This is a genomic window from Paractinoplanes toevensis (assembly GCF_018332695.1).
Classification (GTDB): domain Bacteria; phylum Actinomycetota; class Actinomycetes; order Mycobacteriales; family Micromonosporaceae; genus Actinoplanes; species Actinoplanes toevensis.
The window spans coordinates 1-5,431 of record NZ_BOQN01000101.1 but is presented as its reverse complement, the minus strand read 5'-3'; the positions used below and the strand labels follow the sequence as shown (position 1 = coordinate 5,431).

At 72.2% G+C, this 5,431-nt stretch carries 4 protein-coding genes; 1 reads left to right on the top strand and 3 read right to left on the bottom strand.

Going from position 1 to position 5,431, the window contains the following annotated elements; all coding sequences use genetic code 11:
• Positions 1-89: 89 nt before the first annotated feature.
• From Ato02nite_RS38215 to Ato02nite_RS38205, 3 genes are read right to left on the bottom strand one after another with little or no spacing between them, the layout of a single operon-like run.
• The gene (locus Ato02nite_RS38215; RefSeq protein ID WP_246607934.1) at positions 90-485 is read right to left on the bottom strand and encodes a GtrA family protein; all 396 of its coding nucleotides are present in this window, start codon (positions 483-485) and stop codon (positions 90-92) included.
• On the bottom strand, positions 472-1,449 hold the full coding sequence (locus tag Ato02nite_RS38210) for a glycosyltransferase family 2 protein (protein WP_213011574.1): 978 nt from the start codon (positions 1,447-1,449) through the stop codon (positions 472-474). Before Ato02nite_RS38210 ends, Ato02nite_RS38215 begins: the two co-directional genes overlap by 14 nt.
• Positions 1,446-2,993 carry a hypothetical protein gene (locus tag Ato02nite_RS38205; RefSeq protein WP_213011573.1) on the bottom strand — a complete coding sequence of 516 codons (1,548 nt, stop codon included), beginning with the start codon at positions 2,991-2,993 and terminating at the stop codon, positions 1,446-1,448. The genes Ato02nite_RS38210 and Ato02nite_RS38205 overlap by 4 nt, the downstream gene beginning before the upstream one ends.
• Positions 2,994-3,068: 75 nt before the next feature.
• On the opposite strand from Ato02nite_RS38205, the gene Ato02nite_RS38200 reads away from it, so the two are divergent.
• Complete coding sequence (locus Ato02nite_RS38200) at positions 3,069-5,117, top strand: acyltransferase family protein (protein ID WP_213011572.1); 2,049 nt, start codon at positions 3,069-3,071, stop codon at positions 5,115-5,117.
• Positions 5,118-5,431 lie beyond the last annotated feature (314 nt).

Sequence of the window (5,431 nt, the reverse complement as noted above, 5' to 3'; positions counted from 1 at the left end):
GCTTGCGGGGTGGCGGCGGTCGGGTGATGTTGCGGTTGGTGACGCGTCTCCCGTACCGGAAAGTGGGTTTGATTCTTGCGACCCCGGCCTCAAGATTTGTCCAGCACTGACGCGAACGTCCAGCGCGAGTTCAGCGTGTAGTTCAGGACCGGGATGGCCACCAGCGCCACGGCCTGCACCAGTGCGAACGGGCCATCGAGGAGCTCCGTGCCGACCCACAGCACCGCGGTGTTGAGCAGGAAAGCCGCGGCGGTCACGGTCAGGAACTTGCTGCCGGCCACCGCGTGGCCGGCCGAGGAGCGGAACACCCAGGCGTGCTGCAGCGCGTACGAGACGGCGATGCTGGCCACGAAACCGGCCGTGGAGGCCACCACCGGCCGCACTCCCGCGCCGGTGAGAGCCAGACCCACCCCGAAGTGAGTGGCCGCGCTGGCCCCGCCGCTGATCGCGTAGCGGAACAGGCGGCCCAGGTCAGTGGTCGGCACGCTGCGAGACCACCATCTGCTCGGGCACCGCGGACGTGGCCGACTGCGCCGACTTCTCCTGCACCAGGTAGCGCGGCCGGCCGCGGACCTCCTCGTGGATGCGGGCCAGGTACTCGCCGATCACCCCCAGCCCGAGCAGGATGAACGTCCCCATCACCAGCAGCAGCAGGATGACCGTGGGGAAACCGGCCACCGAGCCGCCGCGCAGCCAGCGGACCAGCGTCTGCACGCCGAGCAGCACCGAGAACCCGGCGAATGCCAGGCCGACCAGGGTGACCAGGTGCAGCGGCGCCGAGGTGAACGAGGTGAGCCCGTTGACCGCGAGCCGGAACAGTGAGCGGAACGTCCAGCGGGACGCGCCGCCCTCCCGGTGGTCGATGTCCACCTCGATGGTGGTGCGGCGGAAGCCGATCCAGCTGCTGGTGCCGCGGAAGAACGACGAGTGCTCGGGCATCTTCAGCAGCGCGTCCAGCGCCGGGCGGCTGAGCAGCCGGAAGTCGGTCGCGTTGACGAGGTCGACCTTGGTGAGGCCGGTGAACGCCCGGTTGAACATCTTGCCGCCGAGCCGGCCGATCACGCCCTGCCCGGTGCGGTTGCGTTTGACCGCCTCGACCACGTGCGCGCCGTCCCGCCAGCGCTGCACCATGGCCGGGATGGCCGACGGCGGGTGCTGCAGGTCGGAGTCGATGACCACGACCGCGTCGCCGGCCGCGTGTTCCAGCCCGGCCAGGACGGCCGGTTCCTTGCCGAAGTTGCGGGACAGCTGGATGCCGCGGACCCGGTCGTCGACCAGGGCCTGCTGGACGATCCGGTCCCAGGAGTCGTCCGACGAGCCGTCGTCGACCAGCACGAGCTCGTAGCGCAGGCCGGCCTCGCCGAGCACCTCGGTGAGCCGCCGGACGAACCGTTCGACACCCGGCCCCTCGTTGAAGATCGGCGCGACCACCGACACGAGCCCGCTCATCGCGGTGCCGTCGCGCAGAAGGGACGGCCGGCCAGCAGGACCGTGGCCCGGTTGAGACTCACGTCGAAGCGCCTCACTTCTCGCGGGCTCGCGCCCTGGTTGTTGTGCGCCGAGGTCTGGACGAACGTGTCGCGGAGAACGCAGCGGCGGACGTTGCCGGCCGGCGTGGGGTCGAAGTCGGCGACCTCCTGCGCGATCCGGTCGTGCAGGTAGGGCCACGGCCCGCGCGCGGCCCGATCCCGGAAGTCCTTGTTGGCCGCCGCCGACACCGTCGCCACCAGCACCAGCCCGGCCAGCACCACGACCAGGTAGCGCCGCCAGAAGGCGAGCAGCAGGATGCTTCCGGCGGCCGTGGTGAGCCCGCTGTCCCGCCAGCCCAGGCCCGGCTCGAACCGCTGCACGTTGGTGTTCAGCGCGGCGATCGAGGACCCCAGGATCAGAAGAACAACGGCAACGGCCCCGATTCCGTACGCCTGACGCACGTCCAGCACCGGCAGCCGACGCAGACCGCGGACGGTCCGCCAACCGAGCACGCCCAGCGCGACCAGCGCGAGCAGGGGAATCGCGGCCGCCACCCGCGGGAAGCCGTGCGCGGCCTGCTCCCACATCAGCGGCGGCAGCCAGGAGACCATCCGGCCGGGCAGGCCCGCGGGTGCCCCGGCGAGCGCGAGGTCGGAACCGGCGTAGCAACCGCCGCCGGCGCAGCGCAGGTAGACGATCACCCGCACCGGCACGAACACCGGCAGGAAACCGGCCCAGAGCAGCACCAGGAACTTCGCCGACGGGCCACCCAGCGGCGGCCGCCCGAGTACCACCCGGTTGCGGATCAGGACGGCGGCGGTGGCCAGCGGGACGGCCAGCACGGCGAGCTCGTTGAACGCGGCGATCCCGGCCCCGGCCAGCAGCACCAGCATGCCCGGCCGGCGGCTGCGGCAGGCCCAGGCGGCGACGGCCAGCACCAGGGCGCTGGTGGCCAGATAGAGCGCGCCGAACAGCACGGTGGTGCTGGCCCAACCGGCCGCGACCAGGCCGGCACCGACCGCGAACGGCAGCAGCGCCAGCTGCGCGGGCGGTGGCGCGGCGAACAGCCGCTCGCGGCGGGACACCACCGCGGCGGCGAAGACCACCACGGCGATGGTCAGCAGGATCGCCGACACCGACGAGACCAGCCGCAGCCCGATGTTGACCGGCAGGCCGACCAGCGCGGTGAGCGCGAAGACGGCCACGTCCAGGGACCATTCGACGATCCGCCCGAGCGGCCGGAAGTTGCCCAGGTCGAGGAACATCGGCACGGTCGTGAACGCGTTCTGGACGAGCAGCCAGGGCTTGGCGCCGTAGAGGCCGCCGTTGGCGTACACGTTGAATCGGTGATCGGCCGACGGGGTGAGGGTGAGCAGCGGCGCCAGCACGATCAGCGGCACCAGGACGCACCGCAGCAGCACCGCCCGCCAGGGCCGGTCGACCGGCCGCGGAACCGGCGTGGACAGCGCCGACGGATCGGCCTCGGCCCGGGGCGGCGGGACGTTCACGATCTCGGCGGTCACGAATGAGCAACGACCACGGCGAGGCCGAAGTTGCGACGCACGCGTCCTGGCCGCCCTCGCGGGCGTTGGGATCAGGTGCGCAACACAGCCCTGGACAGTCGCCCCCGCCCGCTTCCCGGCCAGCGCGATTCGCTGCCCGCCTCGGTCCTGCCGGGCCACTCGTTCCGCCCGGACATCGAGGGTCTTCGCGCGATCGCGGTGCTCCTCGTGGTGGCCGCCCACGCCGGCGTCCCGTTCCTGTCCGGCGGGTACGTGGGTGTGGACGTCTTCTTCGTCATCTCCGGCTTCCTGATCACCTCGCTGCTGCTGCGCGAGGCCGAGCAGACCGGCCGGATCTCGGTGCCCCGGTTCTACGCCCGACGGGCGATGCGGCTGCTGCCGGCCGCCGCCGTGGTGCTCATCGCGACGCTGCTGGCGGCCCGGCTGTTCCTGCCGCTGACCCGGCTCGGCGAGTTCTGCACGGACGCGCTGGCCGCCACCGGCTACGTCGCCAACCTGCGGTTCGCCGAGGCCGGCACCGACTACCTGCGCGCCGACCAGTCGCCGTCGCCGTTCCAGCACTTCTGGTCGCTGGCCGTGGAGGAGCAGTTCTACCTGGTCTGGCCACTGCTGATCCTGGCCGGTGCGTATCTCTGGAAGCGCCGGCGGCCGCTGGTGGCCGTGCTCGCCGTCCTGGTGGTCGTCTCGTTCACGCTGAGCGTCACCGAGACCGCCCGCTCGGCGCCGTGGGCCTACTTCGGGCCGCACACCCGGGCCTGGGAGCTGGGCGCGGGGGCGCTGCTCGCGCTGGCGGCCGGCCGGATCCCCCGGCACCCCCTGCTCGGCTGGGCCGGGCTGGCCGCGATCCTCACCGCCGCGGTCATCTTCGACGATTCCACGGCGTACCCAGGATGGCTTGCTCTTCTGCCGGTGGCCGGCGCCGTCGCGATGATCGCGGCGGCCGGTGCCGGAACCGGCCGGTTGCTCGGCCTCGCGCCGATGCAGGCGGTCGGCCGGCTGTCCTACGGCTGGTACCTGTGGCACTGGCCGGTCCTGCTGATCGTCCCGGCCTCGGCGTGGTGGCAGAAGGTCCTGCTCGCGACGGGTGCGCTCGGCCTGGCCTGGATCACCTACCGGCTCGTGGAGAACCCGCTCCGGCACCGGCGCTGGCCGCTGTGGCAGGGCGCGGGATTCTCCGGAGCCGTGGCCGCGGTCGCGGTGCTGCTCGCGTTCCTGCCGCACGACGTGCGGGCCGGCGGGAACCGGGCCGACCTGCGCGCGACGCTGGCGTCGGCGAGCGACCCGGCGGCCGAGCTGGCCCGCACGATCGACGCGAGCCGGAAGATGGGCGCGCTGCCCGCCAACCTCACGCCGAAGCTGACGAAGGCCGCGCGGGACCGGCCGCGGGTCTGGGACATCGGCTGCCACGCCGACACCCCGGTCACCACGGCTCCCGAGGGGTGCGTCTTCGGCGACCCGAACGGCCGCGAGACGGTCGTGCTCTACGGCGATTCCCATGCGGCGCAATGGTTCCCGGCCATGGAGAAGCTCGCGATCGGACGGCACTGGCAGCTCGTCGAGCTGACCAAGAGTTCCTGCACGGCGGCCGACCTCGCGGTCTGGCACGACACGCTCAAGCGCGCCTACACCGAGTGCCTGGCCTTCCACCGCTCGGCGCTCGACCGGATCGCCCGGCTGAAGCCCGCCCTCGTGGTGGTCGGGTCGAGCTTCAACTACCGGCCGGCGGCTCCCGCGCCGGACGTGGCGGGCCAGTGGCGGGCGGCCTGGGACCGCACGTTCACCCGGCTGACCGCGGGCGGGGCCCGGGTGGTGGCGATCGCCGACACCCCGTACATGGGCGGTCCGGTGCCGGAATGCCTGGCCGAGCCGGCCAACGCCGGCCACGCCGGGAAGTGCACCCGAAGCCTGCGTTCGGCGCTGCGCGGCCCGGAGCAACGCAAGGTCTTCCTGGCGTACGCCGGACGACCGCGCACCACGGTGATCAACCCGATCACCTGGTTCTGCACCGACGTGTGCCCGCCGGTGGTCGGCAACCTGCTCGTCTACCGCGACTCCAACCACATGACCACGACGTACTCCGCCGCCCTGGCCCCGCTGCTGGGCGCGAAACTAGACATCTTTTGAGGTCAGGGTCGCGAGAATCAAACCCAGTTTCCCGTACGGGAGACACCGTCACCAACCGCACCATCACCCGACCGCCGCCACCCCGCAAGCAGCGTGCCACCCCAGCCCGTGCCGCGACTCTCGCGCAACGACACACGCACTCAAGCCCCCGCGCGGCAACGCCTTGCTCCCCTCACCCATACACGCCGCTCCGCTCCGCTCCGCTCGAAGGGCGTTTTATACGCATTCAGCCCGTCGGTGGCAGCTCGACACCACCTCTTGGCGCCCGGCATCGCAGATCTTGTGGCGTTGCCGCTCTGTCCGCACGCTAAGTC

Excerpts from the sequence above, each read along its gene's own strand:
- Ato02nite_RS38210 (WP_213011574.1), bottom strand. The coding sequence starts at position 1,449 with ATGAGCGGGCTCGTGTCGGTGGTCGCGCCGATCTTCAACGAGGGGCCG.